Raw genomic sequence first — 25,285 nt, 5'->3', positions numbered from 1 at the left:
CATCAGGCTTGCGCTCCATCCACTTCGCAGACCGCGGCCTGGGATTGCCAATGCGCGGCGGTGTCCACCGCGCGTTTCAGATTGGCGTCGCACAACACCTCGGCGGTATCGCCCCAGGCCACCACTTCGCGCGCCAATAACAAGGTGTGCGGGAAATACGCGCGCACCTGCTCGTAATCATGCAATACCGCCACCACGGTGCGGCCTTCCTCGCGCCAATGGCGCACCAGCTCCAACAGATCGTAAGTGGTCTTGGCGTCCACCGCGTTGAACGGTTCGTCCAACAGGATCAGCCGCGCGTCCTGCACCAGGATGCGGGCGAACAGCACGCGCTGGAACTGGCCGCTGGACAGCGCCGAGATCGGCCTCAGCGCAAAGTCGGCCAGCCCCACCTGCTCCAAGGCCAGCAAGGCCTGGTCGCGGCCGCGGCGGCTGACGCCGCCGAACACGCCGGTGTCGTGCCACAGCCCGGTGCACACCAGGTCCAGCACGCTGACCGGCAAGGAGCGGTCGATCTCCGATTGCTGCGGCAGATAAGCAATGTCCCGCCGCCGGAAGCCGCCCAGCTGCACCGAGCCGGAGTCCGGCTTCAACGCGCCTATCATGGCCTTGAGCAAGGTGCTCTTGCCGGCGCCGTTGGGGCCGAAGATGGCGGTGGCGTCGCCGGCGGCGAAACAACCGCTGACATGGTGCACCGCCGGATGGCGCTGATAGGAAACCGTCAGGTTCTGCAGACTGACGCTCATGCCGCCTCCCGCAAAGCCCAGATCACCAAGAACCAGAGCACCGCCAACGCGGCGCCGGCCAGGCCCAGCCGCTGCCAGGCCGACAGCGCCAGCAGGCTGAACGGCGCTTTGAAATTGTCCGGCGTCAGGTGCCGGTGCGCGTGTGTGTGTTGATGTTTGGGCGTCATTCGAAGCACCTCCGCAAGGTGTTCTCGATCGCGGCGGCGTCGAAATCCTCGGCGATCAGTTCGAAGCGGCTGTCGCGTCTCCAGGACACCTGGGCCGCGCCCCACTGTCCGGCCGCCCAGTTCAGCCACACCCAGCTGTCCAGCACTTTGAACACGCCCTTGGCGCGCACCAGGCCCGGCACCAAGGCGGGCAGCTCATCGAAGAAACGGGTCAGCCGCTCGCCGTCGAAAGCCTGCTCCGGCTCGAAAGTCCAGCCCATGGAACGCCATTGCGCGGCGGCATCGTCCGGCACCGCCGGCCGGTAACGCGGCTTGGGCGCGGCGGCGGCGTCCAGCCAGGCCGGATCCAGCTCGCCGTTGCGCACCTCGCCCACCAAGGACTTGGGCGGGAACAAGGCCGCCACCTGCCGACGGAAAGCCTCCATCGTCGGCACGTCGGCGGTGTCTATCTTGTTGGCCACCAGCACGTCGGCGATGGAAATCTGGTCGCGGTACAGCGGCTGGCGATGATAGTCCGGCTGAATGAACTGGCGCGGGTCCACCAGGGTGAGCACCGCGCCCACCTCCAGCGCCTCGCCCAAGGGCTTGGCGCGCAGCTCGTCGATGACGCCGGCCGCGTGCGCCAGGCCGCTGGCCTCGATCAGCAGACGGTCCGGGCGTTCGCGGCGCAGCAAGGTCGCCACCGTGGCGGTCATCTGCGGTCCGGCCACGCAGCACAGGCAGCCGCCGGCGATTTCCGCCACCGCCAGCTCGTCCTGGCTCAGCGCCGCGCCGTCGATGCCGACCTCGCCGAACTCGTTGACGATGATCGCCCACTTTTCATGCGCGGGACGACGATCGATCAAATGGCGCAACGCCGTGGTCTTGCCCACCCCGAGAAAGCCGGTGAACAAATTGACTATGGTTTTTTTCATGGATCAGGGAATTCTTGGATTCAGGCGCTGCAAGACTGGCAACGGCCGGTCAGCACCAGGTTTTGCGGACACAGGGAAAAAGCCACCGCTTGCGCGGCCTGGCGCAGCGCACTCAAGGCCGGCGCGGCGTCGATCTCCTGCACCTGGCCGCAATCGCCGCAGACCAGGATCAGCCCTTCGTGCTGGCATTCGAAATGATCGCAGACGATGAAGCCGTTCAAGGCGTCCACCTTGTGCAGCAGACCGTGCTCCACCAGGAAATCCAGCGCGCGGTAGACGGTGGGCGGCGCGGCGGCGCCGCGCTCTTGCTGCAAATCCGCCAGAACCTGGTAAGCCTTGACCACCCCGCTGTAACGCAGCACCAGCTCCAGCACCTGACGGCGCAATGCGGTCAGTTTGCTGCCGCGCCGTTCGCAATGCCGCTCCGCCGCGGCCAGATAGGCTTGATGGTCCATGCAGGACACCCGCTTGTTTAATCAGGACGCAATGTTACTGTATAACATATCGAATTCACAAGGATTAATCATTCATCGGTTTATCATGGCCGTCGGTCGTGGTAGCTTTGTGCTCCAGAATGTCCATGATAGGCTTATGGCTTATCCCTCATCGCTCATATAAGGAAATAACATGAAAACACTGATGATGGCCGTGGTGGCCGCCGTATTCGCCGGGCAGGCTTTCGCCGCCGATCCCATCGCGCAGCGCCAGGATGTTTTCAAGCAATACAAGCCGGTTGTAGGCGGCATGGGCAAGATGGTGAAGGGTGAAACCCCTTACAACAAAGACGAGTTCGCCAAACTCGCCGGCGAACTGGAAGCCCTGTCCCAAAAGCCGTGGCAGCACTTCCCGGCCGGCAGCACCGCCGGCAAGACCGACGCCAAGCCGGAAATCTGGAGCAAGCCCGCCGAATGGCAAAAAGCCATCGACAACCACAAGGCCGCCACCGCCAAACTGAAGCAAGTGGCCGCCGCCGGCGATCTGGGCGCGATCAAGGTGCAGTTCGGCGCCACCCAGAAAACCTGTAAGGCCTGTCACGACGCCTTCCGCAAGGACTGAGCCCCGTCGCGTCGCGACCCCAGCAGCCCGCCCGCCAGCGGGCTGTTTGCTTGCCCACCCCCAGCCAGACCCCACCCCCGAAGACCCCGGAATGAAAAAACTGCTGACCGTATTGCTGTTGGGCGCCGTCGCGGCGCCGCTGGCGCTGGCCGACACGCCGGCCGAAACCCGCACCAAGTCCTTCAAGAAAATATTGCTGGCCTTCGAGCCCATGGGCGCGGTGGTGCGCGGCCGGGATCCGTACCGGAAGGACGCCTTCATCCGTCAGGCCGACGCCTTGCAACAGATCGCCGCCGAGCCCTTCAATCACTTCCCCGCCAACAGCATCAGCGGCAAGAGCCGCGCCAAACCGGAAATCTGGAGCCAGCCCGCCAAGTTTCAGGCCGACAAGGACGTGTTCCTGAAATCGGTCGCCGATCTGGGACAGAGCGCCCGCGGCGGCGAGCTCGCCGCCATCAAGAAAAGCTACGGCGCGGTGGCGCAAAGCTGCAAAGCCTGTCACGACGCTTTCCGCGGCCCGGAGAAATAAGCGACGCCCATGAAAAAAGGGCGGATGCCCGCCCTTTTCGCCCCGCTGACGCCGCGGTCCGCCGCTTACAAACGCGTCAACAGCACATAGACGCCGCCGCTGGACACCAGCAGGGCCACCAGCGCGATGATGGCGGGCGCGAACGCCAAACGCGGCACATCGCCGGCGATGGCCTTGTTGCCGGTGATCATCGCCTTGACCAGATTGTTCTTCTTGAACACCCGGTAAGCGATGATGGCCAGCAAGTGCAGACCGACCAGGCCCAGAATCACATTGAAAAAGCTCTTGTGAAACGAGGTCGCGGCTTCGGCCATGTCGCCGCTCAGCAGCTTGGCCAATGGGCCGTCGTACAGATAGCTGTCGACGTCGGCGGCGAACAGGCCGGTGCTCACCTGGGCCAGCAAGGCCAGCAACATCGCCAGCACCATCAGGCCGCCCAGCGGATTGTGACCCGGCTGCTCGTTCTCGCTCAGCTCGCCGCGCAGATAGCGGACAATGTTGCGCGGCCCCTTGATGAAGTTGCTGAAACGCGCGGTCTGGCTGCCGATCACGCCCCAGATCAAACGAAACAGCAACAGGCTGGCAAGACAGGAGCCGAACCAGATATGGTATTGCAGCCAATCGCCGCCCTGCTCGCCGCTATACCACATGCAGCCGAACAGAATCACCAGCGTCCAGTGAAACAAGCGAGTGGGAACATCCCACACTTTTACCATTTGCGTCATTGCGCTTTCACTCCTTGAATCCAAAACTCGCCCGCTCAGGCGTACCCGAATTAATGCATTGCAACATGATGATACCGTGCCGGCGGGACAAACCCTAAGCCAAATGGGGTTTTGTCCGGATTCTACCGACAAAAAGGGGGCAAAAACCACCGGTTTTCGGTTAATATCCTTGATTGGGCTCGCCTGGCGAGTCCGGCTACGCCGCCCGCCAACGGGCGGCCTAACTTTTTGCGGCGGCGCGTTCATTCCGCCATTGCCGCGCATCACCCTGTTGTTGGAGACCCGATAAATGAACCATGCCCCCCTGATTCAGGATCTGCAGGCCCGCGGCCTGATTGCGCAAACCACGGACGCCGTTGCGCTGGAAGAACTTCTGAGCAAGGAGCAGGTAACCCTTTATTGCGGCTTCGATCCCACCGCCGACAGCCTGCACCTGGGCCACCTGGTGCCGGTGCTGATGCTGCGTCGCTTCCAGCAGGCCGGCCATCGCCCGGTGGCGCTGGTGGGCGGCGCCACCGGCATGATAGGCGATCCCAGCTTCAAGGCCGCCGAGCGCAAGCTGAACACCCCGGACGTGATCCAGAGCTGGGTGGAGAAGATCCGCGGCCAAGTCGAACCCTTCCTCAGCTTCGAAGGCGACAACGCGGCGCTGATGGCCAATAACTACGACTGGTTCGGCCAAATGAACACGCTGGATTTCCTGCGCGACATCGGCAAGCATTTCTCGGTCAACGCGATGATCAAGAAGGAATCGGTGCAGCAGCGCCTCAACCGCGAAGACCAGGGCATTTCCTTCACCGAGTTCTCCTACAGCCTGTTGCAAGGCTACGACTTCTCCGAGCTGAACCGTCGCTTCGGCTGCAAGCTGCAGATCGGCGGCTCCGACCAGTGGGGCAACATCACCGCCGGCATCGACCTCACCCGCCGCCTGCAACAGCAACAGGTCTTCGGCCTGACCGTTCCCCTGGTGACCAAGTCCGACGGCACCAAGTTCGGCAAGACCGAATCCGGCGCCATCTGGCTGGACGCCAAGAAGACCTCGCCTTACGCCTTCTATCAGTTCTGGCTGGGCACCGCCGACGCCGACGTGTACAAATTCCTGCGCTACTTCACCTTCCTGTCGCTGGAAGAAATCGCCGCGCTCGAGGCCGCCGACCAGGCGCGCGACGGCAAGCCGGAAGCCCAGCGCATCCTGGGCGAGCAGATGACAACCATGGTGCACGGCGCGGCCGCCCTGGAGGCCGCGCAGCGCATCACCCAAAGCCTGTTCAACAACGATCTGAGCAGCCTCACCGCCGACGACTTCGCCCAACTGGCGCAAGACGGCCTGCCCAGCATCCAGCTGGAACGCGACGCCGACAGCCTGATCGACGCGCTGGCCGCCGGCGGCCTGGCCAAATCCAAGAGCGAGGCGCGCACCTTCATCCAGAGCGGCGCGGTCAGCGTCAACGGCGACAAGGCCGACAGCCTGGAGCAGCGCTTCGGCGACGCCGAGCGCCTGTTTGGCCGCTACACCCTGCTCAAGCGCGGCAAGAAGAATTACGCGCTGGTGGAATGGCGCTGAGCGCAACGCGCGCATAAGACCAAGCGGCCGTCACGGCCGCTTTTTTATCGCCCTCGCCTCACTTTCCCACTTCAAAAGCCTCCCCGGTCGCGAAAAAAGCGCCGCCGGCGATATAGTGCAAGCTGCGCTTGGCCTCGTCGTCGAAACGCCAATGACCGTCGGCGAACACCTCCGCGTCGGCCTCCGCCGCCACCACTTCCCCGATGAAAAGATCATAGCGCTGCTGGTTCAGCGGCTCGCTGATCACCTTGCACTCCAGATAGGCGATGCAGCCGTCCACGCGCGGCGCGGCCACCTCTTGCGCCGGGATCCGGCTCAGGCCGCTATGCGCGAACTTGTCCACCCGCCTGCCGTCGGCGCCGCCGGCCCGCAACACCGCGGCGGCCTGGGCGCGGCAAGGCAGATTGAGCACAAACTCGCCCGAAGCCTCGATCAACTCCCGGGTATGGGTCGCCTTGTCGATGACCACCGCCACTTTGGGCGGATCGAAATCCAGCGGCATCGCCCAGGCCGCCGCCATCACATTGCTGCGCTCCCCGGCCGCGCTGGACACCAGCACCGTGGGGCCATGATTCAATAAACGATAGGATTTCGCCAGATCGACTGCGAGCAAACGGGACATAAGCAAACTCGAGAAAGCATGAAGCGGCTATTCTAGCCGGAGACTCGGAGGCCCCGCCGGCGCGAATAAAAAAAGCCCGGCGCTCGCCGGGCGTACAGATTGCTAATTTCAACAAAGGAGAAGTCATCGAGATGACTATCCAGATATAGGACGCTTTATATTGCGTTGCAAGAAACCCGCAAAGCCTTCTCAAAACAGGAACATCGGCCCGCTGCCTAACGGATTGCCCTTCCCTTCCAGGCCGATATACACCTTGCGGCCGTAAAAGAAGGGCAAGCCCCAGTCAAAGTAGCTGCTAAGAAAGCCGCTGGCCGGCCCGCCCACCGCAGGCAGAGCGGAGTAACCTTGCGACAACAGTGTTCCAGCATTGCCCAGATTGAAGCCCACCGCGCTGCTGTTGCCGCCGCCGCTCAAGGTGGCGTTGAGATTCACGGTGCCGCCGGGGCAGAACCAGGTGCTGCTGCCCACCACGCAGGTGGCGATCGTGGCATCGGCGAAAAACAGCCCATTGGAACCGCTATCCAGAAAGCTGCTGTAGTTGAGCGATTTATAGTTGGTCGTGATCGCGTCCACGCCATTGCCGTCCAGCGTAGTGGGAAAAGCCTTGGCCGAACCCAAAGCGTTGTTGCTCTGCGTGCCCACACCGAAGTACAGCGTTCCGGCGGCGCTGGGCGCGCCGCTGATCGCCACCGCCGGCAATTGCAGCATCACCCCGTTATTGTCGCCGGCGAAGGCCGCCACGGGATTGGACACCTGCAAGGCCGCGGCCGCCGGCGCCTGCTGGCAGGTCAAGGCGGTGGGGCAGGTGTAGTAAAAGCCGTTATTGCTAAAGTTGACGCAGTTGCTGCCGCAATCCTGCTGCCGCAGGCCGACGCCCAGAATGCCGTTTGCCCCCAGGACCGACACGCTGCCCAAATTACTCCCCGTCCCGCTGCACGCGCCCGGGATGAAGCCGTAGGCCGGATCGCTGATGATCTGGATGGGCAGGGAGGACGCCGTCTTGCCGGCCATTTTGACATCGGCGTAGCGGACGCTGCCCCAGGTGAAGCCGCTGGCGAACTGCATGCACTCCGCCAGTTGCCGGCTATTCGACGTCACGCCGGGCAGGCTGCCCAGCGTCGATCCGCTCACGGCGCTGGCCAACAGGCGCAAACCGCTGGAGCCGGTATCCACCAGCACCCGGCTGATCGTCTGGCATTGGCTGCCGCCCGGCGCGCACACCGTCACCGACACATAGGGCATATTGATCTGATAAACATTAGCCACCGGCCCGCTGTCTACCGTCAGCGTCACCGAATTGGCCGTCGATCCACCATTGTCCGGCGGCGCGACGCTGCCGACCCCGCCGCCCCCTCCTCCGCACGCCGTCAACAATAAGGCGCAGCTCAACACCAGCCCAAAGATAGCCTGTTTCATCTCGTCCCCGCCCTGATTATTTGAGTTGATCGATGTCGAGGCCCGCCGGCACCAGCGCGGGCACATAGGCCAGGCCGAAGAAAGCGCGCGCGCGCCCGGCGGAGATCACCGTCAGCCCAGGCCCTCGGCCTTCCAAGCGATTCAGACCGGCCCGATTGGACTGCTGCGAGGAAACATAACTGGGAAAGTAATCGCCAAGCAGCTGCCTCATATCCGGCAGCGACGCGCCCTGCCACGCCACCGCGAACACAACGCCGTCCGTCTGCCGGACGAACTCGCGGATGAGGCGGCCGGCCTCGTCCCGGCTCTGCGCCACGGAATAGACCGCGGGCGGCGCGGCCTTCAAAGCCAGCGCTTGCGGAGCAGCGGCCGCGCGGCCCGCCGGCAAGGGCTGCCCCAAGGTGGCCAAGGCAGGACTGGAGAACAGGCTGAAGCTGAGGCAGAGCAGCAAGGCGCGCCTCGTCAGAAAAGACGTCTGCATGAATACCCCCGTCGAATGGAAACGACCGCCGCCCCGGATGCTTTGCCCGGGACTTCTGAATATGCGCGGCGTCGACGCCGCCATCAAAATATAGCACCTCAGCATGAAACGGCTGCCCGATCGAACGGAAGGAAAGAAACGTAGACCATAAAAAAAGGGGGGCGAAAGCCCCCCAGCGTCCTCAAAATTCGACCAGCTGCCCGCCAGTCAAATCCTGGATTTCTCCATCAATACGCCAGCGAATCGTCATGCCGGGTCGTCACCAGCTTGCCCGCGCCCAAGGACAGCATCAGCAGGGCGACGCGTTCATGGACGATCACGGTATGGGTATTGCCGGAAAACTGCATGTAACGCCGCAAGTCCTCGCGCACTTTGCGCGAGCCGGTCACATCGATGATGATGTCGATGCTGCTGCCCTGCTCGGCCAGCTCGATGAAATTATCGGTGACGGAAATGCCGCGCTGCTGGGCCAGCAAAATGCCCGGCGAATCCAGATTCAAGTCCGCCACCCCCACCATCCCGACGAAGGGAGCGTCCAACAGCTGCCGCAACAGCGGCGTTCCGGTTTCACCCGCGCCTATCATGCCTACTTTGATCTGTTCCATGCGGCCACCTGAATATGACTATCAAATAAACACCGCACTGTAACAGCTTTAGCCCGGGTCGCTATTTGAGCCAAATCAAGCGGAGCTGCGGGAAGGCCCCACAATGCAGCAGGCCCGGACATCGCCGGGCCTGCGAGCGTAAAGCCTAGAAGGGGTTCAATGCAGATTTTGCTGCGACAAAAAGCGTAGATAGCCAACGCCCTCCAACCAAAAACCGCCATCGGCCAACGGCGTCGCCTCCTCCAGATCCGCCACGGTCAACACCAACTCCTGACCATCCAGATTGGCCTCCAGCACCACATCGTCGTCATCGGAAAACTCTTCGGAAGCCGTATGGAAATCCGGCTTCACGAACTGATTGTTAACCTGAATATAGTCGGACTCATTCAGCAGACGCAGGATGTTCATGGCGACCTCCTAATGATGCGGTGAGAGACAAGGTCCAACAAGACAGCAAAGGCGGCGCCGGTTCCAAGCGTCGCGAGCGCTCCCCGCAACGGCTCAACGCCTACAACCAGCCTCGCTCGGCAAAGGATTCCGCCCGCGCGCCGGTCACGACGAAGTGATCCAGCAACCTTATATCGACCAACTGCAGCGCAGCTTTTAATGTATTGGTTAGAGAATGATCGGCAGCGGATGGTTCGCACACGCCGGATGGATGGTTATGGGCAATGATCACCCCCGCCGCGTTATTGGCCAGGGCCCGCCGCACCAGTTCGCGCGGATAGACCCGGGTTTCGGTCAGGGTGCCTCGAAACAACTCTTCTACCGCTATCACTCGATTCTGCACGGTCAAAAACACGGCGACGAACACTTCCACGTCCTTGCCCGCAATCGCCAGCCTCAGAAAATCGCGCACCTGCCCCGGATCGCGCAAGGCGTCCGTCAGACTCATATTCTCCGCCAAGGCCCGCTGCGCCAACTCCTTGCAGGCCATCAGCTGCGCGTATTTGGCGGCGCCCAGGCCCCTGCGCGCCCGGAACTCGTCAAAACTGGCGTTGAGCAAGCCGGACAGCGAACCGAAGTCCAGCATCAACTGCCTGGCCATCTCCACCGCGCTCAAGCCTTGCATGCCGGTGCGCAGAAAGATGGCGAGCAATTCGGAGTCAGACAACGCCGTCGCTCCCTGGGCCAACAGCTTTTCACGGGGACGCTCGGCCTCCGGCCAATGGGCGATAGACATCTGCACGCTCCTCCTCTGGCTATAGCACTGTTTTCAAGGTCAGACCAAACGCGATGAGGCATGGCTCACCATATCATCGAAGCAATATGCCCGCCAGCGCGCCCAGTCCGTGGAAATCCGCTAAAATTGGACATTTACCGCCTGTTGCGACAAGTCCATGACAAGCAAGAAAATTCTGCTAGGCATTACCGGCGGCGTCGCCGCCTACAAGGCGGCGGAGTTGACCCGCCTTCTCGTCAAAGCCGGCCACAGCGTGGAAGTGGTGATGACGGAAGCGGCCACGCGCTTCGTGACTCCCGCCACCTTCCAGGCCTTGTCCGGCCATGCGGTGTACACCGATCTGTGGGACGAGCGCCCCAGCAACGCAATGGCCCATATCGACCTGTCGCGCCGCGCCGATGTTTTCCTGATCGCGCCGGCCACCGCCAACACGCTGTTCAAGCTGGCCCACGGCGCCTGCGACGATCTATTATCCACGCTGGCCGCCGCCCGCGCCTGTCCGCTGATCGTGGCGCCGGCGATGAACCGGCAGATGTGGGACAATCCGCCCAACCAGCGCAATGTGGCGCAGCTGCGCGCCGACGGCGTCGCCGTCTTCGGACCGGCCAACGGCGCCCAGGCCTGCGGCGAAACCGGCGAGGGCCGCATGCTGGAGCCGGAGGAGATCGCGGAACTGCTGGAAGGGTTTTTCCGGGCCAAGGTGCTGGCCGGCAAGAAGGTGCTGCTCACCGCCGGTCCCAGTTACGAGGCCATAGACGCCGTGCGCGGCATCACCAATATCAGCTCGGGCAAGATGGGCTACGCGCTGGCGCGCGCCTGCCGCGACGCCGGCGCCGAAGTCACGCTGATCTCCGGCCCCACCGGCATGGAGGCCCCGCTGGGCATGCGCCGCATCGACGCGGCCAGCGCCCGGCAAATGCACGACGCGGTGATGACCGAGGTGGGACGCAGCGATATTTTCATTTCCGTCGCGGCGGTGGCCGATTACCGAGTCAAGAACCCGTCTGTCCACAAGATCAAGAAAGGCGCGGCGCCGCCCAGCCTGGAACTGGAGGAAAACCCGGACATTCTCGCCGCCGTCGCCTCCTTGCCCGCCGCTCCGTTCTGCGTCGGCTTCGCGGCGGAAAGTCAGAACCTGCTGGAGTTCGCCGAAGCCAAACGCCTGCGCAAAAAGCTGCCGCTGCTGGTGGCCAACCTGGCGCAGCAAGCCATGGGCGCCGACGACAATCAGGTGGTGCTGCTGGACCAGAATGGCCCCCACCCCTTGCCCGGCATGCCCAAACCGGACGTGGCCAAGGCCATTGTCGAACATCTGGCCCAGCTGTTGCCGCACAAGCAATAAGCCATCAATACCGCGGCTGCCCCGCGCAGCCGACAAGAAAGGACTCTCATGAAAAAACCCGTCATCGACGTCAAGATCTTGGATCCGCGTCTGAAGCAGAATCTGCCCAACTACGCGACGCCGGGCTCCGCCGGGCTCGACCTGCGCGCCGCCATCGAGCAGGACATCACCATCGCTCCGGGCGAAACCCAGTTGATCCCCACCGGCATGGCCATCCATATCGCCAATCCCAACCTGGCCGCCATGCTGCTGCCGCGCTCCGGCCTGGGCCACAAGCACGGCATCGTGCTGGGCAATCTGGTGGGCCTGATCGACTCCGACTACCAGGGGCAGTTGTTCGTATCGGTCTGGAACCGCGGACACGAGCCGTTCCGGCTGACGCCGCTGGAACGCATCGCGCAGATGATCATCGTGCCCATCGTCCAGGTGGGCTTCAATATCGTCGACGACTTCGACAGCTCGGAACGCGGCGACGGCGGCTTCGGCAGCACCGGACGCAACTGAGGCCGGTCGCCGCGCGATTGCCTATACTCACACCGTAGCGCAGCCGGCCTCGCACGGCCGGCTTGCGCCGCGCACGCGACCACCGCCCTCAATCGCCGGCAAAGGATGTCCAGGCATGACGCAAGCCCCTCAAGAGGACGACAGCAAGCGGATTCTCGACAATCTGGTCGAACTCACCTCCCAGCGCGAACAGGACATGCTGGAAAGCAGTCTGGCCTCCACCTTGGTCGAGGTGATGCGGGTGGACAAGGTGGAGTTGTTCGCCTGTCGCTGGGTCAACGGCGTGCCCTACACCCGCCGGCGCCTGAGCGCCTCCTCCGTGGACGGCAAGACCCAGATTACGGAAACCGCCAACGACAGTTGGCTGCCGCCGCCCATCTTCCTTTACGACCTGCTCAACTCGCTGGACAGAGACGAGGGCATTTTCCGCATTCCCCACGGCCTATGCCTGCCCTTGCGTTGCATGGGCAGCATCGTGTCCCTGCTGGTCATCCATGTGACGGCGGAGCAAAAGGTCAACAAGGCCATGCTGAAAGCCATGGCCAGGATTCACGAAAACTTCCTGCGCCTGCTGTTCGAGGCGGACCGGGACATGCTCACCGCGCTGAACAATCGCCGTAAATTCGATTTGCGCCTGTTCAACCTGATGGCGGCGCAATTGCAATCCCCCGGCGAAAACCACGCCTGCACCTTGGCGCTGCTGGACGTCGACCATTTCAAGCAGGTCAACGACCAGTTCGGCCACATGGTGGGCGACGAGGTGCTGCTCTTGCTGGCCCAGCTGATGCAACAGTCGTTTCGCGAAGACGACAGCTTGTTCCGCTACGGCGGCGAGGAGTTCGCCATCATCTTCCAGGGCTTGCCTCCAAACGAAGCCGCGGTGGCGCTGGAGCGCTTCCGCCAGCGCGTCGAGCAATACTCGTTTCCCCAGGTGGGCCGCCTGACCGTCAGCCTGGGCTTCACCCGCATCCTGCCGCAGCTCTTGCCGGGCCAGTTGGTGGAACAGGCGGACCGGGCGCTGTATTACGCCAAAACGCATGGCCGCAACCTGGTATGCGGTTATGAAGAGCTGGTCGCCGGCGGCCAACTGGACAATGCGCAACGCTTTGGCGAGATCGATCTGTTCTAGGCGCCCGTTAAAGCAGGCAAGCGGAACCCGCTCAAACCATCCAAGCCTTTCGAAGATGGTTGCAGCGCCCTTCGTCCTCCATCCTGCCGACGCGCGGCCCATCGTAAACAGATTCCAAATTTGCCCTGCCCCGCATCCCAAGCAGGTCCTCCGGACGCAAAAAAAAACCGGCTCCTAGGAGCCGGTTTTCAATTGACGCGATCCCTAACGGCCGATCAGGCCAGCAGGTGGTTGCTCAGTTCGCGCATGCCGGCCGACAGCATGGCCAGATCCAACACGCTGAACGACTGCAGCTCGGCGAACATCTGCGCGCACACCTCCACTTCGTGATGGCGCTTCTCCATCCACTGCTGCGCAAACGCTTCCGCGCCAGCGGCGTCCTGCAAGGCCTGCCCCGCCAGATTGCGATGCACGCGGTACAAGTCGTCGCGCAGCGCGGAGCGCGCCAGCGACTGCCAGCGGTTGTCGCGCGGCAGGCTGGTGATCGCGTCGCGCAGCCAATCCAGCTGCATCGCGTGGCCCAACTGGTAGTAATTCTTGGCCAGCTGCTCCAGCGGCAATGTGCTGCCTTCGCTGATTTCGATAATGTCCATCAACGGCACGGCGAACTCCAGACGCGCCAGCACCTGCGCCAGCGGCTGCGGCATGCCCGGCTGGCTCAGGCGCGCTTCCAACGCCTCCACTGCCGGATAGCTGCCGGAAGCGATCAGCTGAGGCAGTTGCGCCAACAGCGCCTTCACCTTGGCGGCGTACTGCTCGATCACGGCGTTCACCGAGGAGAACGGACGCTTGTTGCGCAGCACCCAACGCGTCACGCGCTCCACCAGCGTGCGCACCAGCACCATCATTTCCACCTGATGATCCGCCGACACCTTGTTGTCCAGCGCTTCGATCTCGCTCCACAGGCGCTCGGCGTCGAACACGCGGCTGGCAATCCACCAGGCGCGGGCGATGTCGCCGGCGGAGAACGGAGACTCTTCCTGCATGCGGAACACGAAGGTGGTGCCCATGCGGTTGATGATCTGGTTGGCCAACTGGTTGGCGATGATCTCCCGCTTCAGCTGATGCTGCTGCATCTGCGCGCCAAAGCGCTGCTGCAGCGGTTTCGGGAAGTAATGGGTCAGGATGGACAGGAAGTCCGCGTCGTCCGGCACATCAGTCGCCAGAATCGCCTGATCCAGCGAAATCTTGCTGTAGGACAGCAGCACCGCGATTTCCGGCACGGTCAGACCCTGACGCGCCAGGCGGCGCTCATTGATCTGGGTTTCGGACGGCAGGTACTCGATTTCGCGGTTCAGTTCGCCGGTTTTCTCCATGTGCGCGATCATGCGCGCATGGGTGGTCAGCATCGCGGCGGCCTCCTGGCGTTTGATCGCCAGGATCTGGGTCTGCTGGATATTGTTGCGCAACACCAGCTGCGCCACCTCGTCGGTCATTTCCGCCAGCAGTTGATTGCGCTGCTTCAAGGTCATGTCGCCGGCCTGCATTACGCCGCCCAGCAGAATCTTGATGTTGACCTCGTGGTCGGAGCAGTCCACGCCGGCAGAGTTGTCGATGGCGTCGGTGGCGATGCGGCCGCCGTTCAGCGCGAACTCGACGCGCCCCAGCTGAGTGCACGTCAGGTTGCCGCCTTCGGCCACCACCCGGGCTTGCAAATCGCGGCCATCGACGCGCACCGGATCGTTGGCGCGGTCGCGCGCGTCGGCGTGGCTTTGGCTGGACGCCTTGACGTAGGTGCCGATGCCGCCGTTGTACAGCAGGTCGATCTTGGCCTTGAGGATCTCGTGGATCAGCTCGTTCGGCGCCATGCTGTCCTTGTCGGTCTCCAGCCAGGCCTTCACTTCCGGCGACAGCGGGATGGACTTGGCCGAGCGTTCGAAGATGCCGCCGCCCTTGGAGATCAGCTCGCGCTTGTAATCGGTCCAGCTGGAACGCGGCAGTTTGAACAGACGCGCGCGCTCGGCGTAGCTCTTGGCCGCGTCCGGCGTCGGATCCAGGAAGATGTGCAGGTGATTGAACGCCGCTTTCAGGCAGATGTGCTCGGACAGCAGCATGCCGTTGCCGAACACGTCGCCGGCCATATCGCCGATGCCGATCACGCTGAAATCCTGCTCCTGGGTGTTGACGCCCAGGTGGCGGAAATGGCGCTTGACCGATTCCCAAGCGCCGCGGGCGGTAATGCCCATGCCCTTGTGGTCGTAACCCGCGGAACCGCCGGAGGCGAAGGCGTCGCCCAGCCAGAAGCCGTAATCGGCGGAAATGCCGTTGGCGATGTCGGAGAAAGTGGCCGTGCCCTTGTCTGCCGCCACCACCAGGTACGGATCGTCCGGATCCAGGCGGCGCACATCCGCCGGCGGCACGATCTGGCCGTTCACCAGATTGTCGGTGACGTCCAGCAGCGCGGAGATGAAGATCTTGTAGCAGGCGACGCCTTCCGCCAGGAACGCCTCGCGGTCGCTAGGCGCCGGCAGTTGCTTGCCGACGAAGCCGCCTTTGGAGCCCATGGGCACGATCACCGAGTTCTTCACCATCTGCGCCTTCACCAGGCCCAGCACTTCGGTGCGGAAATCTTCCATGCGATCGGACCAGCGCAAGCCGCCGCGCGCCACTTTAGAGCCGCGCAGATGCACGCCCTCCACGCGCGGGCTGTACACCCAGATTTCGAACATCGGGCGCGGCTGCGGCAGGAAGGGAAGCAGATTGGATTCCAGCTTGAACGAGATATAGGACTTGAACTCGCCGTCGGCGCCCTTCTGCCAGAAGTTGGTGCGGCGGGTGGCCAGAATCACCGACAGGAAACCGTTCAGAATGCGGTCTTCGTCCAGATTGGCCACGCCGTCCAGCTGCTCGCGCAGCTTGGCCAGCAAGGCGTCGGCGCGCGCGTCGTCGGCATGCGCCGGGTCCAGACGCACGGCGAACAGTTCAACCAGCAAGCGGGTGATGGCCGGGTAATTGGCCACGCACTGCTCGATGTAAGCCTGGCTGAAGGTCAGGCCGCCCTGGCGCAGGTACTTGGCCAAGGCGCGCACCAGCGAAATTTCACGCCAGTCCAACCCGGCCACCAGCGCCAGGCGGTTGAAGCCGTCGTTCTCGCAACGTTTGGCGAACACCTGGGTCAGCAGCTCCTGGAAGTCCTGCTGCACTTCTTCGCTGGCGATCTGCTCTTCCGCGGAGCCCACGTCCAGGCCGAAGTCGCTGATCCACACCTGACGGCCGTCCGCGCGCTGCACGCAGTACGGATGCTCGTCGCGGACCTTGACGCCCATGTTTTCCAAAATCGGCAGGCTGGCGGACAGGCCCAACGCCTCGCCTTCGCGGAACAGCTTCAGATTGAAGGCCGAAGCGCCGCGATGGAAGGGCCGGTACAACTTCATCGCCAGCGGGGAGTCGGCGTTGACCGATTCGATATGCTGGATGTCCAGCACCGCGTTGCGCACCGCGAACTCTTCGCGGTAAGCCACCGGGAAAGCGCCCTTGTAACGGTTGAACAGCGCGTTGCCCAGTTCTTCGCCGTGGGTTTCCACCAGCAGTTGATGCAGCTCTTCCACCCAGCCGCGCACCAGGCGGGCGATTTCGGCCTCGATGTCGGCCTCGTGGAATTCCGGCAATTTGGCGGCGTTGGTGCGGATGATGTAATGCACGCGTGCCAGCGAGCCGTCGCTGATCTGCACGCTGAACTCGGCGCTGGTGCCGTTGAAGGCGTTCATCAGCACCTTCTCTATCTTCAGGCGCACTTCGGTGTTGAAGCTGTCGCGCGGCACGTAGACCAGGCAGCTGACGTAGCGATGGTAGCGGTCTTTGCGCACGAACAGGCGCACGCGCGGGCGTTCCTGCAGGCTGACGATGCCCTCGGAGATCGGTCCCAACACCTCGGCCGGGATTTCGAACAGCTCGTCGCGCGGATAGGCCTCCAGCACAAAGCTCAAGGTCTTGGATTTATAGCTGTCGTCCACGTAGTCGCAGTTGCTGACCACGGTCGCCACTTTCTGGCGCAGGATGGGCACGTCCTTGGGGGAGTCCTGGTAGGCGCTGGCGGTGTACAGGCCCAGGAAGCGGCGCTCGCCTATCACTTCGCCCTTGTCGTTGAAACGCTTGATGCCGACAAAATCGATGTAGGCCGGGCGGTGAATGATGGAGCGGGTCTGCGATTTGTTCAGAATGATCAGTTGCGGCAGGTGAGCCAGTTCACGCAGCTCCTGCGGCAGCTGTTCGAAGCTGGCGGAGTATTCCTTGTCGCCCTGGTCCTTCAAGATGCCCAGACCGGAGGTTTTGACGATCTTCAGGCTGTCCTTGCCGTTGCGGCGCACCAGGTCGTAATCGCAATACCCCATGAACAGGAAGTTGCGCTTGGACATCCAGGCCAGGAAGTCCACCGCCTCCTTGGCTTCCGCCGCGCGTTTGCCCTTGACCAGGGACAGGTCCTTGCTGATGTCGGCCAACACTTCGCGCATCTTGGGCTCGTCGCTCACCACCAAGCGGATGTCTACAATCACGCGGTTCAAATCCGCTTCCAGCTGCTTCAACACCGCCGGATCGGTGACTCTGTCAATCTGCACGTGGATGAAGGACTCCAGCGGCAGGCTGCGGTCCTCGGTGCGCTTGACCGCCTGGATCGCGCCGTTCTTGTCGCGGCCCACCGACAGCACCGGGTGCACCAGCAGGTGCAGGTTCAGGCTATGGCGCGACAGCAGCATGGTGATGGAGTCGATCAGGAACGGCATATCGTCGTTGACCACTTCAATCACGGTATGGGTGCTTTGCCAACCGTCGCGCTCGAAATCCGGATTGTAAATGCGCGCCTTGTGCTGACCGGCCGCGCGCTTGGCGCCGAACGCGTAATGCGCCGACGCGGCGCCGAACAAATCCAGCGACGAAAACTGTCTAAGGTCGGCATGCTCGGCTTCCTCGAAGTAGATCGGGAAGAAGGGTTCGAGCTGGTGTTTCTCCTTTTCGGAAAGCTTGGTCTCTGCTACAGCCTGAATATCGGCGATCAGGCTCGCGAGTTCGGTCTTATTGGTAAGCGACATGTTGCTTCTCTTGTTGTGTGCACGGAGTGTGTCGAGGCATTGTAGATACCCCCTTCATGCCGGGATTTCCTTAATGCGACGTGGACGTACATTTTCATGGAAAAGCCTGTTCGCCCCCATCGAATGCCGCAGGGATAAATCGTGGCGGACGCCACTTTTAGCCTTATAGCAATGCGACGGCGGCTTACAAGTTTCTCTCCCAGCCCCACATTGTACACAAGTCCAAAAAAGAAATATAAGCCATTGATTTTTCGCATATTTCACATGAAGCAAGAATATCGGTTAAAATACGAACACTTGCTCACACCGATTGCCAGACAATGGCCCCATCTTGCGCACGGCGGATAACCGTTGCAAGCTGCGGCCAACTACTGGCAAAAGTAGAAAAAACTACAATGGTTCCGGCTTGGGCGAGACACCGTGAGCAGCCTCGTTCCAAGCGCCGGGTTTACAAGCTTGGGTTTGCGTTCGTCGCAACGACGCGAACACCCGATAGAGAAGTAGAAATCCACGCCATGAAAAAAGTCCTGATCGCCTCCGCAGCGGCAGCTCTGCTGTCCGGTTTTTCCGTCCAAGCAGAGACTCTGCGTTTTGGGGTTGACCTCAACTACCCGCCGTTCTCCAAACAAGGCGCCGATGGCAAGCCGCAAGGCTTCGACATCGACATGGCCAATGCCCTTTGCGCCGCCATGAAAGTCAGCTGTCAAATCGTTCCGCAAGACTGGGACGGCCTGATTCCCGCCCTCAACGCCAACAAGTTCGACGCCATCCTGTCCTCGATGCAAATCACCGAGGAGCGCAAGAAAGCCGTCGACTTCAGCCGCAAGTACTACAACATCGCCAGCCGCATCGTCGCCAAATCCGGCACCGCCGTTGACCAGAACAGCTTCAAGGGCAAGAAGATCGGCGTGCTGCGCGCCTCCACTCAGGAAAAGTTCGCCAAGGACTACTGGGGCAAATCCGGCGCCACCATCGTGCCGTACGCCAAGTCGCCCGAGTCCTTCCTGGACCTGAAGTCCGGCCGTGTTGACGCCGTCTTCGTCGATGGCGCCGTCGGCGATCAAGAGTTCCTGAAAACCGCCAACGGCAAGGGCTACGCCTTTGTCGGCCCGAACTACGCCGACGTCAAATACTTCGGCCTGGGCGCGGGCATCGCCGTCAAGAAAGGCAATAAGGCGCTGGCCGAACGCCTGAACAAGGCGATTGATCAGGTGCGCAAGGACGGCAGCTACAAGAAAGTCCAAGACAAGTACTTCAGCTTCGACGTCTACGGCGGCTAAACCCCTCGTAACCGCATCCGTCCCGGCCAAGCGCCCCAGGCGCTGGGCGGCTTGCTGCCGCCCGCACCGCGCGCCTCGCCGGGACTTTTTTGTTCGGCCGTTCCCCCAGCGGCCGAGCAAGGACCGGCCTTGCGCGCAAGGCTGATGAATGAGGCAGTAACACCATGTTTTTGCAAGGTTACCTTCCCAGCATATTGCAAGGAGCAGTGCTCACATTGCAGCTGGCCGGCTCAGCACTGCTCGTGTCCATCGTGCTGGGCCTGATTGGCGCGCTATTCAAATCCGCTCACTCCAAACCGCTGGTCTGGCTGGCGGAACTCTATTCCACCGTGGTCCGGGGCGTGCCCGATTTGGTCTGGATGTTTCTGCTGTTCTTCGGCGTCCAGATGATGATCAACGACCTCTGCGGCCGCATGGGCTGGGAAAGTCCCAATATCGATCCCTTCGTCGCCGGCGTGCTGACCCTGGGCTTCATCTTCGGCGCTTATATGACGGAAACCTTCCGCGGCGCGATGATGGCGGTGCCCAAAGGACAGATGGAGGCCGGCATGGCCTACGGCATGACGCCGCTGCGCGTGTTCTTCCGCATCACCGTTCCGCAGATGATTCGCTTCGCCCTGCCCAGTTTCTCCAATAACTGGCTGGTGCTGGTCAAATCCACCGCCCTGGTTTCGGTCATCGGCCTGAACGACGTGATGTATCGCGCCGACGCGGCCAAATCCACCACCCAGGAACCCTTCACCGTCTATCTGATCGTGGGCCTGCTGTTCCTGGCGATCACCGGGGTGTCCAATCTGCTGTTGGGCAAACTGGAAAAACGCTATTCGCTGGGCGTCAAGGAGAGCGGACTGTGATCGACTTCCAACTGATTCTGGACAAACTGCCCGCCTTCTTCGGCGGCGGAGACGGCAACGCCGTCATGAGCAGCCGCGACGGCTTGGTGATGACGCTGGAACTGCTGTTCATCTCCCTTATTCTGGGCATGGCGATGGCCGTCCCGATGGCGCTGATGCAAGTCTCCAAAAACCGGCTGGCCTCCGGCGCGGTCCGCGTTTACGGCTATGTCTTCCGCGGCACGCCGCTCTTGGTCCAGCTGTTCATCATTTATTACGGTCTGGCCCAGTTTGGCTGGATCCGCGACAGCTGGGCCTGGCACTACCTGCAGGAAGCCTATTTCTGCGCCATCCTCGCCTTCACCCTGAACACGGCGGCCTACACCACCGAAATCATCGCCGGCCAGATCCGCAACACCCACTGGGGCGAGATCGAAGCCGCCCAGGCCATGGGCATGAGTAAATGGCTGATGATGCGCCGCATTGTGCTGCCCTCGGCGCTGCGCCGCGCTTTGCCCGCTTACAGCAATGAAGTCATCATGATGCTGCAAAGCACCGCCATCGCCGGCCTGGTCACTCTGGCGGACATCACCGGCGTGGCTCGCCGCATCTACGCGGACAGTTACATGGCTTTCGAGCCCTTCCTCACCGCAGGCGCCATTTACCTTGCGCTCACCTTCCTGCTGGTCTGGTTGATGAAGCAGGCGGAAAAACGCTGGCTGGCCTATTTGGCGCCACGCAAGCACTAATGCGGATAGCGATACAGGAACACCATCATGCACACCCCCACCGATAAGAATCTGAAGCTGCAAGTCAGCGATCTGCATAAGAGCTACGGCTCACACGAAGTGCTGAAGGGCGTGTCGCTGACCGCTCACGCCGGCGACGTCATCAGCATTATCGGCTCCTCCGGCTCAGGCAAAAGCACCTTTCTACGCTGCATCAACATGCTGGAGCAGCCCAATAGCGGCCGCATTCTCGCCGCCGGCGAAGAACTCAAGCTGGTATCCGATCGCAAGACCGGCGCGCTCAAGGCCGCCGACGCCAATCAGCTGGCGCGCATCCGCACCAAGCTGGCCATGGTGTTCCAGCACTTCAATCTATGGGCGCACATGACGGTGCTGGAAAACATCATCGAAGCGCCCATTCACGTGCTGGGGCTCAGCCGGGACGAAGCCTGCGCCCGCGCCCGCAAATACCTGGACAAGGTCGGCCTGCGCGGCGTCGAAGACAAGTATCCGGCCCATATGTCCGGCGGCCAGCAGCAGCGGGTCGCCATCGCCCGCGCGCTGGCGATGGAACCGGAAGTGATGCTGTTCGACGAGCCCACCTCGGCGCTGGACCCGGAACTGGTCGGCGAAGTGCTGCGCGTGATGAAAGACTTGGCCGGCGAAGGCCGCACCATGGTGGTGGTCACCCACGAGATGGGCTTCGCCCGCGAAGTGTCCAATCACGTCATCTTCCTGCACCAGGGCCGGATAGAGGAGCAAGGTCACCCCAAGGAAGTGCTGATCCGCCCGCAAAGCGAGCGATTGGTACAATTCCTCTCCGGCAGCCTGAAATAAATCGTACAATAGGAAAATGTCGCACACCATGCCGGCCTCATGCCCGGCATGGTGTGTTTTTGTAATCTCCACCCTTCGCCGCGAAAACCAATGGGTCAGCATCCGTCCCACCCCGCCAAGCCTCTGCGCTACGGCTTCCTGCTCTTGCCCCATGCCTCGATGGCGGATTACGCCATCGCCTCCGAGGTTCTGCTGCACGCCAATTGGCTGGCGGAGAAAAAACTCTACGAAACCCTGCTGCTTTCCCTGGACGGACAAGCGGTGCCGCTTTCCAACGGCACGCGGCTGGCGGTGGATCTGCCGCTGGACGGCGCCCCCAAGCTGGATTGCCTGCTGATCCTGGCCGACGACATCAATCCCGACTTCAGCCTGGACGTCCTGAGCAAGGGGCTCACCGCCTGCGGCCCGGATAAAATCCAACTGGGCGGCATCGGCTGCGGCAGCTATTGGCTGGCCCGCACCGGACACTTCAACGGCCTGCGCGCAACGATACACTGGCGCGAGATCAGCCGTTTCACCGAAGAGTTTCCGGACATCATCACCTCGTCCAATCTATTTGAAATCGACGGCAAACGCCTCAGCTGCGCAGGCGGAGCGGCCACTTTCGATTTCATGCTGACCCAGGTTGGCAATCAGCACGGCCACGAATTTGTCGCTCAGCTGTCGGAACTGTTCAGCATGGAACGCATCCGTCCCGGCAATGAACGCCAACGCATCCCCCTGGCCACCCGCATCGGCGGCAGCCAGCCCAAGTTGACGGAAGCGGTCAGCCTGATGGAGGCCAATATCGAAGAGCCGCTGAGCACCGACGACATCGCCTACTATGTCGGCGTCTCCCGACGCCAGCTGGAACGGCTGTTCAAACAATACCTGAGCACGGTGCCGTCCAAATACTACCTGGAGTTGCGCCTGAGCCGAGCGCGCCAGCTATTGCAGCAAACCAGCAAATCCATCGTACAGATCGGTCTGGCCTGCGGCTTCTCCAGCGGCCCCCATTTCTCCAGCACCTACCGCAACCATTTCGGCATCACCCCGCGCGAAGAACGCTCGCATCGCACGCAGACCGCATCGCCGGCTCCGGCCCCCAAGAGCTAGCACCGTCAAACACCGGCGCCGCAGCCGTCAGGCGAGGGCACCGGAGCACGCTCCGGCTCGCCTTGGCGCGACAAAGGCAACTCGATCCGGAAGCAAGCGCCGCTGGCCGGGATGTTTTCCGCCGAGATCAGGCCGCCGTACTGCTCCACAATCGTCTGGCAGATGGACAAACCCAGCCCCATTCCGTTTGGCTTGGTTGAAAAGAATGGATGGAACAGCACCTCCAATGAACTCGGCGTAATGCCGCGACCGGTGTCCCGCACCTCCAGAATCGCTTTCTTGCCTTCTCGCCGGGTATGCACGATCACATGACGCTTCATCATCGGCTCGTCGCGCAAAGCGTCCATCGCGTTTGACAGCAGATTCAGCACCACCTGCTCCAGCTGAATGCTGTCGGCCAGCACCGCCACCGGATAACCCGACAACAGCTGAACCACCTCGATGCCGCGCTCCTTCAGATCGTACTCGGCCAGGAACATGCAATTGCCCACCACCTGGTTCAAATCGATCAGCCGCGTCTCGATCGCGCGCTTGCTGACCAAGGCGCGCAAGCGCTTGATGATCTCCCCCGCCCTCTCTGCCTGCGCCACCGCCAGACGCAGCGCCGCGTTCACCTGGGCCGGCGCCTCCTCAACCCCCTCCAGCAACTGAATGCTGGCCTGGCAATAATTAGCGATCGCCGTCAGAGGCTGATTCAGCTCATGCGCGATGCCGGACGCCATTTCGCCCATCGTATGCAACCGGGCCACATGGGACAATTTCTCCAAATGCTCTTTGACTTTGCTCTCGCTGGCCTCCAACGCCGCCACCGTGCGTTGCCGCAAAGGCCCCAGGTCGCGCAAGGCGCACACCACGCCGATCAGCCCCCCTTCCCGCGAGAACAACGGCGATACCCCGCCCTCCACCGAACGAATCTGACCTCGCGCCGACGTCAGCTGCATCCTCTCCGCCAATACCACCGGCTGCGCGGTCCGGAAACACTCTCGGATCGGATCCTCCGCCAGCTCCGCGGCCAACTCGGCCTGCAAGTGGAACACCTCGTGGCAGACGCGGCCAACCACCTCCTCCGCCGCCATGCCCATCAACTCCAAGGCCATCGGGTTTGCCAGCTCGATCGCATGATCCTGGCGCAGAATGATCACCCCGTCATGAATCGCGCTCAGCGTGACGGATGCCCGTTCGCTCTGCAGAAAGATCGCCTCGTCCGATTGCTGACGTTCATGCCGCAAAGCCATTCTTTGCAAGTGAACCAGGCCGGCGAACACGAAGAAAGCGAGCAACAAAGACTGCTGCCACAGCCAAGGCAACAACGCCAAGTCCGTCACTCTGACATCCCGAGCCACGCCCAGCACAAAAGGCTGGGCCACGCTGGACAGCGGAAGCCGAGCCTCCAGCCTACGCAACACCGGCCACCAATCACGCTCGGACGAAGTATGCAGGCGCTGAAACAAGGGCGCGCCCGGCGCAAGGACGCCGTCCTGGTACAGGGTCAAGTCCAATCCAGGCAACAAGCGCTCCAGAGCCGGCGCCTGCAATAGGCGATCGCAAAACACCACCAGGCCCACCACGCCAACCAATTTGCCCGGCGCCTTCTCCCTATCTTCGAACAAGGGCTGGAACAAGAAATAAGCGCGTCCACCGCCCTCGTGCAACTCGAACGCGCCGCTGGCCACTCGCTGCCCAGTCTCCAAGGCCCTGCTCAAGGCCGGCCGGAAATAAGCATCGCCCAAAATATCGTAGCCAAACATCGGACCGGCTTCCGGCCGATCCGGCTCCAGCATGGAAATCACCAATGACTGCGGACGCACGGCGGCCGGCCGCCATGCCCGATTGCCCGCCACGTCGAAATCGCGAATGTAAAAGGTCGCACCAAACTTGCCGCTCATCTGGCGCAAGAAGAGCGGCCTCTCCGCCAAGGGCACGCTTTGAAAAAAGATAAAGGAATGAAGCTGCGGATAATGGGGCAATAGCTCGCGCGCAAAGGTGGATAGCTCAGATGCCTCAAATGGCCGGCTTGCCGCCATCAGCGCATCCACGGAAGACAGCACCGACTCATTCTGGTCCAGCTTGCGCGCCACCATTGCATGCGCCCGTTGCGCCACTGATTCGAACTCGTCCCTCAAACGCTGCAGCTCCCCCATCCCCCACAGCACCGTCACCAACAAGGCGCAGAGAGCCCAGGCCAATACAAATAAATGCACACCATCCCGCCTGAAATTTCTCAAAATTCCCGCCTCGATTCCCGATCTTGATGCTGGAATTCTATTCATAACCAATAGGTTCTGCTGAGTAATTAGACGAAATTTCAGTAAAAATAAGTGAAAATACAGCCACAAAAAGAACAATGGCTTAATAATCAAGGAGAAAGCCAAAGAGGAGGAAAGACAGGGAGGAGAGTTCGATCGCGCCGTCTGGCGGTCAGCACAATGCATAAAGCCCAGCTCGATTGAGCTGGGCTTTGCAATGGGGCGTCTGGCGGTGTCCTACTTTCACATGGCGAAT

Annotated in this window: 24 protein-coding genes; 11 read left to right on the top strand and 13 right to left on the bottom strand. The window is 62.0% G+C overall.

Features of this window, described 5'->3' with window-relative positions:
- Positions 1–2: 2 nt before the first annotated feature.
- From ACODRW_RS07650 to ACODRW_RS07635, 4 genes are read right to left on the bottom strand one after another with little or no spacing between them, the layout of a single operon-like run.
- Positions 3–746, bottom strand: a complete 744-nt coding sequence (locus tag ACODRW_RS07650) for a metal ABC transporter ATP-binding protein (protein ID WP_227104332.1) — start codon at positions 744–746, stop codon at positions 3–5.
- On the bottom strand, positions 743–913 hold the full coding sequence (locus tag ACODRW_RS07645) for a hypothetical protein (RefSeq protein WP_227104334.1): 171 nt from the start codon (positions 911–913) through the stop codon (positions 743–745). The genes ACODRW_RS07650 and ACODRW_RS07645 overlap by 4 nt, the downstream gene beginning before the upstream one ends.
- The gene (locus ACODRW_RS07640) at positions 910–1,827 is read right to left on the bottom strand and encodes a CobW family GTP-binding protein (RefSeq protein WP_488905452.1); all 918 of its coding nucleotides are present in this window, start codon (positions 1,825–1,827) and stop codon (positions 910–912) included. Before ACODRW_RS07640 ends, ACODRW_RS07645 begins: the two co-directional genes overlap by 4 nt.
- 20 nt (positions 1,828–1,847) lie before the next feature.
- A complete protein-coding gene (locus ACODRW_RS07635) occupies positions 1,848–2,282 on the bottom strand; it encodes a Fur family transcriptional regulator (RefSeq protein ID WP_019101166.1) in 435 nt (144 codons plus the stop codon).
- Positions 2,283–2,454: 172 nt separating this feature from the next.
- Here ACODRW_RS07635 and ACODRW_RS07630 point away from each other — a divergent pair, with 172 nt between their 5' ends.
- Together ACODRW_RS07630 and ACODRW_RS07625 are read left to right on the top strand one after the other, a co-directional pair.
- On the top strand, positions 2,455–2,883 hold the full coding sequence (locus ACODRW_RS07630) for a c-type cytochrome (protein ID WP_107798602.1): 429 nt from the start codon (positions 2,455–2,457) through the stop codon (positions 2,881–2,883).
- Positions 2,884–2,974: 91 nt separating this feature from the next.
- Complete coding sequence (locus tag ACODRW_RS07625) at positions 2,975–3,412, top strand: c-type cytochrome (RefSeq protein WP_235087393.1); 438 nt, start codon at positions 2,975–2,977, stop codon at positions 3,410–3,412.
- 65 nt (positions 3,413–3,477) lie between these two features.
- On the opposite strand, the gene ACODRW_RS07620 is transcribed toward ACODRW_RS07625, so the two are convergent.
- A complete protein-coding gene (locus tag ACODRW_RS07620) occupies positions 3,478–4,137 on the bottom strand; it encodes a cytochrome b/b6 domain-containing protein (protein WP_235087392.1) in 660 nt (219 codons plus the stop codon).
- Positions 4,138–4,426: 289 nt separating this feature from the next.
- Here ACODRW_RS07620 and tyrS point away from each other — a divergent pair, with 289 nt between their 5' ends.
- Complete coding sequence (gene tyrS, locus ACODRW_RS07615; protein ID WP_107798599.1) at positions 4,427–5,701, top strand: tyrosine--tRNA ligase; 1,275 nt, start codon at positions 4,427–4,429, stop codon at positions 5,699–5,701.
- Between the two features lie 58 nt (positions 5,702–5,759).
- Here the strand turns inward: tyrS and ACODRW_RS07610 are convergent, their stop codons facing one another.
- From ACODRW_RS07610 to radC, 6 genes are all read right to left on the bottom strand, one after another.
- Positions 5,760–6,323 (bottom strand): flavin reductase family protein, encoded by a 564-nt coding sequence (locus ACODRW_RS07610; RefSeq protein WP_488905451.1) that lies wholly within the window; start codon positions 6,321–6,323, stop codon positions 5,760–5,762.
- Between the two features lie 189 nt (positions 6,324–6,512).
- The gene (locus ACODRW_RS07605) at positions 6,513–7,739 is read right to left on the bottom strand and encodes a DUF3443 domain-containing protein (protein WP_488905450.1); all 1,227 of its coding nucleotides are present in this window, start codon (positions 7,737–7,739) and stop codon (positions 6,513–6,515) included.
- A gap of 16 nt (positions 7,740–7,755) precedes the next feature.
- Positions 7,756–8,220 carry a DUF2844 domain-containing protein gene (locus ACODRW_RS07600; RefSeq protein WP_227104343.1) on the bottom strand — a complete coding sequence of 155 codons (465 nt, stop codon included), beginning with the start codon at positions 8,218–8,220 and terminating at the stop codon, positions 7,756–7,758.
- A gap of 227 nt (positions 8,221–8,447) precedes the next feature.
- A complete protein-coding gene (locus tag ACODRW_RS07595) occupies positions 8,448–8,825 on the bottom strand; it encodes an oxidoreductase (RefSeq protein WP_019101158.1) in 378 nt (125 codons plus the stop codon).
- A gap of 156 nt (positions 8,826–8,981) precedes the next feature.
- Positions 8,982–9,233 carry a hypothetical protein gene (locus ACODRW_RS07590; RefSeq protein ID WP_019101157.1) on the bottom strand — a complete coding sequence of 84 codons (252 nt, stop codon included), beginning with the start codon at positions 9,231–9,233 and terminating at the stop codon, positions 8,982–8,984.
- A gap of 100 nt (positions 9,234–9,333) precedes the next feature.
- Positions 9,334–10,008, bottom strand: coding sequence for a RadC family protein (gene radC / locus ACODRW_RS07585; protein WP_488905449.1), 675 nt, complete (start codon positions 10,006–10,008; stop codon positions 9,334–9,336).
- Positions 10,009–10,165: 157 nt separating this feature from the next.
- Between radC and coaBC the strand changes: the two genes are divergently transcribed.
- The 3 genes from coaBC to ACODRW_RS07570 all read left to right on the top strand — a co-directional run bounded on the left by coaBC (position 10,166) and on the right by ACODRW_RS07570 (position 12,983).
- Positions 10,166–11,350 (top strand): bifunctional phosphopantothenoylcysteine decarboxylase/phosphopantothenate--cysteine ligase CoaBC, encoded by a 1,185-nt coding sequence (coaBC, locus tag ACODRW_RS07580; protein WP_227104345.1) that lies wholly within the window; start codon positions 10,166–10,168, stop codon positions 11,348–11,350.
- Positions 11,351–11,398: 48 nt separating this feature from the next.
- A complete protein-coding gene (gene dut / locus ACODRW_RS07575; protein ID WP_107798593.1) occupies positions 11,399–11,854 on the top strand; it encodes a dUTP diphosphatase in 456 nt (151 codons plus the stop codon).
- A gap of 115 nt (positions 11,855–11,969) precedes the next feature.
- Positions 11,970–12,983 carry a GGDEF domain-containing protein gene (locus ACODRW_RS07570; protein WP_227104347.1) on the top strand — a complete coding sequence of 338 codons (1,014 nt, stop codon included), beginning with the start codon at positions 11,970–11,972 and terminating at the stop codon, positions 12,981–12,983.
- 215 nt (positions 12,984–13,198) lie between these two features.
- On the opposite strand, the gene ACODRW_RS07565 is transcribed toward ACODRW_RS07570, so the two are convergent.
- Complete coding sequence (locus ACODRW_RS07565) at positions 13,199–18,010, bottom strand: NAD-glutamate dehydrogenase (RefSeq protein WP_107798591.1); 4,812 nt, start codon at positions 18,008–18,010, stop codon at positions 13,199–13,201.
- Positions 18,011–18,525: 515 nt separating this feature from the next.
- Here ACODRW_RS07565 and ACODRW_RS07560 point away from each other — a divergent pair.
- The 5 genes from ACODRW_RS07560 to ACODRW_RS07540 all read left to right on the top strand — a co-directional run bounded on the left by ACODRW_RS07560 (position 18,526) and on the right by ACODRW_RS07540 (position 22,783).
- Positions 18,526–19,290 (top strand): ABC transporter substrate-binding protein, encoded by a 765-nt coding sequence (locus tag ACODRW_RS07560; protein WP_048407703.1) that lies wholly within the window; start codon positions 18,526–18,528, stop codon positions 19,288–19,290.
- Positions 19,291–19,454: 164 nt separating this feature from the next.
- Entirely contained in the window at positions 19,455–20,144 is a 690-nt protein-coding gene (locus tag ACODRW_RS07555) for an ABC transporter permease (protein ID WP_107798590.1), read from the top strand.
- The gene (locus ACODRW_RS07550; protein ID WP_107798589.1) at positions 20,141–20,872 is read left to right on the top strand and encodes an ABC transporter permease; all 732 of its coding nucleotides are present in this window, start codon (positions 20,141–20,143) and stop codon (positions 20,870–20,872) included. The genes ACODRW_RS07555 and ACODRW_RS07550 overlap by 4 nt, the downstream gene beginning before the upstream one ends.
- Before the next feature lie 27 nt (positions 20,873–20,899).
- Positions 20,900–21,688: an ABC transporter ATP-binding protein gene (locus ACODRW_RS07545; RefSeq protein WP_486635615.1), complete on the top strand. Its 789-nt coding sequence runs from the start codon at positions 20,900–20,902 to the stop codon at positions 21,686–21,688.
- Positions 21,689–21,778: 90 nt separating this feature from the next.
- A complete protein-coding gene (locus ACODRW_RS07540) occupies positions 21,779–22,783 on the top strand; it encodes a GlxA family transcriptional regulator (protein ID WP_107798587.1) in 1,005 nt (334 codons plus the stop codon).
- Between the two features lie 5 nt (positions 22,784–22,788).
- On the opposite strand, the gene ACODRW_RS07535 is transcribed toward ACODRW_RS07540, so the two are convergent.
- Complete coding sequence (locus ACODRW_RS07535) at positions 22,789–25,143, bottom strand: ATP-binding protein (protein WP_488877345.1); 2,355 nt, start codon at positions 25,141–25,143, stop codon at positions 22,789–22,791.
- Positions 25,144–25,285: the final 142 nt, after the last annotated feature.

This window comes from Chromobacterium sp. FG89 (assembly GCF_057808735.1).
This window is presented reverse-complemented; position numbering and strand designations above follow the sequence as displayed.

Coding starts and splice junctions, on each gene's coding strand:
- ACODRW_RS07565 (WP_107798591.1), bottom strand. CDS start 18,010: ATGTCGCTTACCAATAAGACCGAACTCGCGAGCCTGATCGCCGATATT.
- coaBC (WP_227104345.1), top strand. CDS start 10,166: ATGACAAGCAAGAAAATTCTGCTAGGCATTACCGGCGGCGTCGCCGCC.
- radC (WP_488905449.1), bottom strand. CDS start 10,008: ATGTCTATCGCCCATTGGCCGGAGGCCGAGCGTCCCCGTGAAAAGCTG.
- ACODRW_RS07645 (WP_227104334.1), bottom strand. CDS start 913: ATGACGCCCAAACATCAACACACACACGCGCACCGGCACCTGACGCCG.
- tyrS (WP_107798599.1), top strand. CDS start 4,427: ATGAACCATGCCCCCCTGATTCAGGATCTGCAGGCCCGCGGCCTGATT.
- ACODRW_RS07620 (WP_235087392.1), bottom strand. CDS start 4,137: ATGACGCAAATGGTAAAAGTGTGGGATGTTCCCACTCGCTTGTTTCAC.
- ACODRW_RS07545 (WP_486635615.1), top strand. CDS start 20,900: ATGCACACCCCCACCGATAAGAATCTGAAGCTGCAAGTCAGCGATCTG.
- ACODRW_RS07625 (WP_235087393.1), top strand. CDS start 2,975: ATGAAAAAACTGCTGACCGTATTGCTGTTGGGCGCCGTCGCGGCGCCG.
- ACODRW_RS07605 (WP_488905450.1), bottom strand. CDS start 7,739: ATGAAACAGGCTATCTTTGGGCTGGTGTTGAGCTGCGCCTTATTGTTG.
- ACODRW_RS07570 (WP_227104347.1), top strand. CDS start 11,970: ATGACGCAAGCCCCTCAAGAGGACGACAGCAAGCGGATTCTCGACAAT.
- ACODRW_RS07600 (WP_227104343.1), bottom strand. CDS start 8,220: ATGCAGACGTCTTTTCTGACGAGGCGCGCCTTGCTGCTCTGCCTCAGC.
- ACODRW_RS07650 (WP_227104332.1), bottom strand. CDS start 746: ATGAGCGTCAGTCTGCAGAACCTGACGGTTTCCTATCAGCGCCATCCG.
- ACODRW_RS07560 (WP_048407703.1), top strand. CDS start 18,526: ATGAAAAAAGTCCTGATCGCCTCCGCAGCGGCAGCTCTGCTGTCCGGT.
- ACODRW_RS07555 (WP_107798590.1), top strand. CDS start 19,455: ATGTTTTTGCAAGGTTACCTTCCCAGCATATTGCAAGGAGCAGTGCTC.
- dut (WP_107798593.1), top strand. CDS start 11,399: ATGAAAAAACCCGTCATCGACGTCAAGATCTTGGATCCGCGTCTGAAG.
- ACODRW_RS07635 (WP_019101166.1), bottom strand. CDS start 2,282: ATGGACCATCAAGCCTATCTGGCCGCGGCGGAGCGGCATTGCGAACGG.
- ACODRW_RS07630 (WP_107798602.1), top strand. CDS start 2,455: ATGAAAACACTGATGATGGCCGTGGTGGCCGCCGTATTCGCCGGGCAG.
- ACODRW_RS07640 (WP_488905452.1), bottom strand. CDS start 1,827: ATGAAAAAAACCATAGTCAATTTGTTCACCGGCTTTCTCGGGGTGGGC.
- ACODRW_RS07610 (WP_488905451.1), bottom strand. CDS start 6,323: ATGTCCCGTTTGCTCGCAGTCGATCTGGCGAAATCCTATCGTTTATTG.
- ACODRW_RS07595 (WP_019101158.1), bottom strand. CDS start 8,825: ATGGAACAGATCAAAGTAGGCATGATAGGCGCGGGTGAAACCGGAACG.
- ACODRW_RS07540 (WP_107798587.1), top strand. CDS start 21,779: ATGGGTCAGCATCCGTCCCACCCCGCCAAGCCTCTGCGCTACGGCTTC.
- ACODRW_RS07590 (WP_019101157.1), bottom strand. CDS start 9,233: ATGAACATCCTGCGTCTGCTGAATGAGTCCGACTATATTCAGGTTAAC.